General features: G+C 56.7%; 4 protein-coding genes. 2 read left to right on the forward strand and 2 right to left on the reverse strand.

Going from position 1 to position 3,179, the window contains the following annotated elements; genetic code table 11:
• Positions 1–645: response regulator transcription factor (locus K5905_RS30545; protein WP_297591489.1), on the forward strand; the 645-nt coding region annotated here is incomplete at its 5' end.
• Between the two features lie 237 nt (positions 646–882).
• Positions 883–1,497 carry a helix-turn-helix transcriptional regulator gene (locus K5905_RS30550; RefSeq protein WP_297591490.1) on the forward strand — a complete coding sequence of 205 codons (615 nt, stop codon included), beginning with the start codon at positions 883–885 and terminating at the stop codon, positions 1,495–1,497.
• Here K5905_RS30550 and K5905_RS30555 read toward each other — a convergent pair.
• Positions 1,478–1,927: a BLUF domain-containing protein gene (locus tag K5905_RS30555; RefSeq protein ID WP_297591491.1), complete on the reverse strand. Its 450-nt coding sequence runs from the start codon at positions 1,925–1,927 to the stop codon at positions 1,478–1,480. The genes K5905_RS30550 and K5905_RS30555 overlap by 20 nt on opposite strands.
• 9 nt (positions 1,928–1,936) lie before the next feature.
• A partial coding sequence (locus tag K5905_RS30560; RefSeq protein WP_297591492.1) for a globin-coupled sensor protein occupies positions 1,937–3,179 on the reverse strand: 1,243 nt, incomplete at its 5' end.

Genomic DNA, 3,179 nt, shown 5'->3' on the forward strand with positions numbered 1-3,179 from the left:
GATCTGCGCGAAGCCCTGGCTGAGCAGTTCAGCTTTGAAGATGATTTCAAGGTGCTCACCGCTGACGCGGCCAAGCCGGGCATGGAGCTTGCTCGATCCGAGCCGGTGGACATCATCATTTTCGATGTGGGCCTGCCCGATATGGATGGCCGCGAAGCCTGCCGCCATTTGCGCAAGGACGGGGTGAACACCCCGATCATCCTGCTCACCGCCCAGTCCGGCGACGCCGATCACGTGCTGGGTTTACGCTCTGGCGCGGATGATTTCCTGGCCAAGCCGATCAGCTTCGTGGTGCTGCTCGAGCGCGTGCAATCGCAATTACGCCGGCATCAACAAAGCGAAGACGCGGTGCTGCAGGTTGGCCCCTATCGCTTCAAACCAAGCATGAAGCTTTTAGTGGATGGCGAGGACAGAAAGACGCGTCTGACCGAGAAAGAAACCAATATTCTCAAATACCTGTATCGAGCCGGGGGTCAGCCTGTGGCGCGGGAGGAATTGCTTGATCAGGTCTGGGGGTATCACCGCGAAGCCAACACCCACACGCTGGAAACCCATGTCTATCGGCTACGTCAAAAGATCGAGCCCGACCCCCAGCACGCCCGGCTCCTGATAACCGAGAGTGGGGGCTATAGGTTGCAGATGTAATCAGAGAGCGACATGCAGCGGTGCTGAGCCGGTGACAGGCAACGCCAGTATGACGTGAATGATAATCATTGAATTCCAGAGCGCCTTCAGGGGCTTGAGGCGGGGATATGCGGGATAGCGCCCACGAGCGCCTTACATTAATAATCTGTAATCCACATTAATTTTGTGTATATAAAATACCTTGAGAAGTTATACTCTTAGACCACATCACTCCTATAAAAACAGGGGGGATGGTGCTTGATCACGTCGGACGACACTGAGGTTGGAAAATTGCTGCTGGCGTTTCGGCGAGAGACGGGCGCCAAGCAAGCATCGGTGGCGGATCAACTCGGTATCAGCCAAGCTCATTATTCCAGAATTGAAACGGGCGCCCAGCAGCCTTCCTTTCACCTGCATGCCCGGATCATGCGGTTGCTCGAAGATGTCCGGTTTCAGTATTCCTTTGATCGGTGGCGTTTGACTGTGCGTACGTCTCCGACCCTTGTGAGCTTGATCCGGGGCAGGGGAAATGAAGTCGAGCTCATTGAATTTTCAAAAGGGTTTAGAGCGCTAGGGGGGAGTTACGCCCTGGTTGAGCCCGGAGATCGGCTGGACGGCGTATTGGGTGAAGACGCAGATAATCATTTCCAGCGTCTCAGGCAGGTCGGCGCCTTCAATGGAGAGGTGCTTCTGGTTGAAAATACCTGGCGGTCAAGCACGCCTCATGGCGAGGCGTATTATCAGGCTGTTTCAACTGCGATCCCGGATGATCAGGGCGGAACAGCGCTTCATAGCCATCATCGACCAATCAAGCAGCATGTCTATGAAGACACCATCCGCGATGTCGGTGATTTCAGAATCCTGATGCGCTAGGGGTCTCCAGGGCCGCCTCCGCAATCACGCCATGGCGTCGCAGCAGGCGCCCGCGATCGATGATCGTTTGAACGCAAACCGTATCAAAGTCGATCTGGGCGGGTTCACCAGAGGGCAGATATGCAGGCGCGGCAAAGCCGATAGACCAGTCTTTGAAGGTTCTCTCTCCAAGCTCGTCGAAGTGTTTGAGTTGAACGCCAAAATGTCTTTTATCATATTGGATTCGTTCAAAGGTTTCTTTGACTTTGTCGGTCGGACCTTCAAGGATCTGAAAGAAGCGGTTCACCTCGACGCCCAGAATGCCACTGATCTGATTGCGAGAATTGTGATCGCGTCCGGCGTTCATGATCTCTCCCAACGGACCTGTGAGCGAGCCGGGGCGGATCGGGAAGGCCGGATAGGAGGTGTAGATGAGTTGGGATAGAGCCATGGTTGCTGTCTAGCCTGTCACTCTCATTGTGGAGAGAAACTGCTCCACGGACTCAGACAGGCTGGACGAACACGTCTGCACTTCGCTCGCTGCTGCAGTCATGACATCGACGGAAACCGATGCGTCTCTGGCGGCTTTCTCCATGTCCGAGGACGCGGACGCGACCGCTTCATTGCCCTGAGCGGCGCTCGTCGAGCTGCGTGTGATCTCGGTGGTGGCGCTGGCTTGCTCTTCGACGGCTGCGCCAATTCCCATCGACGTTTCCGAGATCTTGGAAATGGTGTCCCTGATAAGCGACATCGCTTCCACGACAGTGCCGGTCGCAGCCTGAATCTCAGCGATTTCACCACCAATCTCGTCCGTGGCTTTTGCGGTTTGATTGGCCAGGGTTTTGACTTCCTGGGCGACAACGGCGAACCCTTTGCCGGCCTCTCCGGCGCGTGCGCTTTCAATGGTGGCGTTCAGCGCCAGCAGATTGGTTTGCTCTGCGATTTGCTGGATCAAGGTGACGACGCCGCCGATCTGTGACGCCGCCTGATTGAGACGTTCTATGTCTGTGACCGCAGTTGTGGCGAGCTGCTCTGCTTTCCGGGCGATGTCGCTTTGGCTGTTTGCGCGTTCTGCGATTTCGCGCGTCGCAGATTCCATCTGATGGGAGGCCGCGGCGACGGCTCGAACGCTGGCGGCGGATTCTTCTGCGCCGGAAGCCGCGCTCACGGCCCGTTCAAGAGTGGCTTCGACCGTGGACGCAACTTTCTGTGAGGCGTCGCCAATTGTTTCCGAGACGGATGTCAGCGTTCCAACCAGATTGCCGACATTTTGCTCGAACTGCGATGCGAGCTCATGTCTCTCGCGCGCTGCGTTGGCTTCGGTTTCTTCAAGGTACAAGGAAACCGCCAGTTCCATGTCCAGGAAGATGGCTTTGACCAAGGCGTCCAGTTGGTTGTCCAGCACTTCAGTCTGGCGCGGACGAAGCCCCATGATCCCGGCGCTTTGGGACTTGGCGACCGCTCTGATCAGGGCGGAGGCCAGATGCGCGTAGCCGCCGATATAATAGCGCGGTTCAAGTCCGAGCCGGCTGTGGGCAAGACCGATCTTGCGAACGCCTTCGAAATAGGAGCTGTCAAATCGACCGGAAACGATGGACATCCAGTGGGCTTGCTGGCGCCCCTTGGCGCTGGCCATGTGGTCTTCATCTGTGAAGAAGTGTGCAGCCGCCGGTGTCGATTTGATAACGTCGTAGAACGCAGAG

Source organism: Roseibium sp., assembly GCF_025698965.1.
Taxonomy (GTDB): domain Bacteria; phylum Pseudomonadota; class Alphaproteobacteria; order Rhizobiales; family Stappiaceae; genus Roseibium.

What these genes read in the sequence shown, in the direction of transcription:
- K5905_RS30555 (WP_297591491.1), bottom strand. Translation starts at nt 1,927, where the DNA reads ATGGCTCTATCCCAACTCATCTACACCTCCTATCCGGCCTTCCCGATC.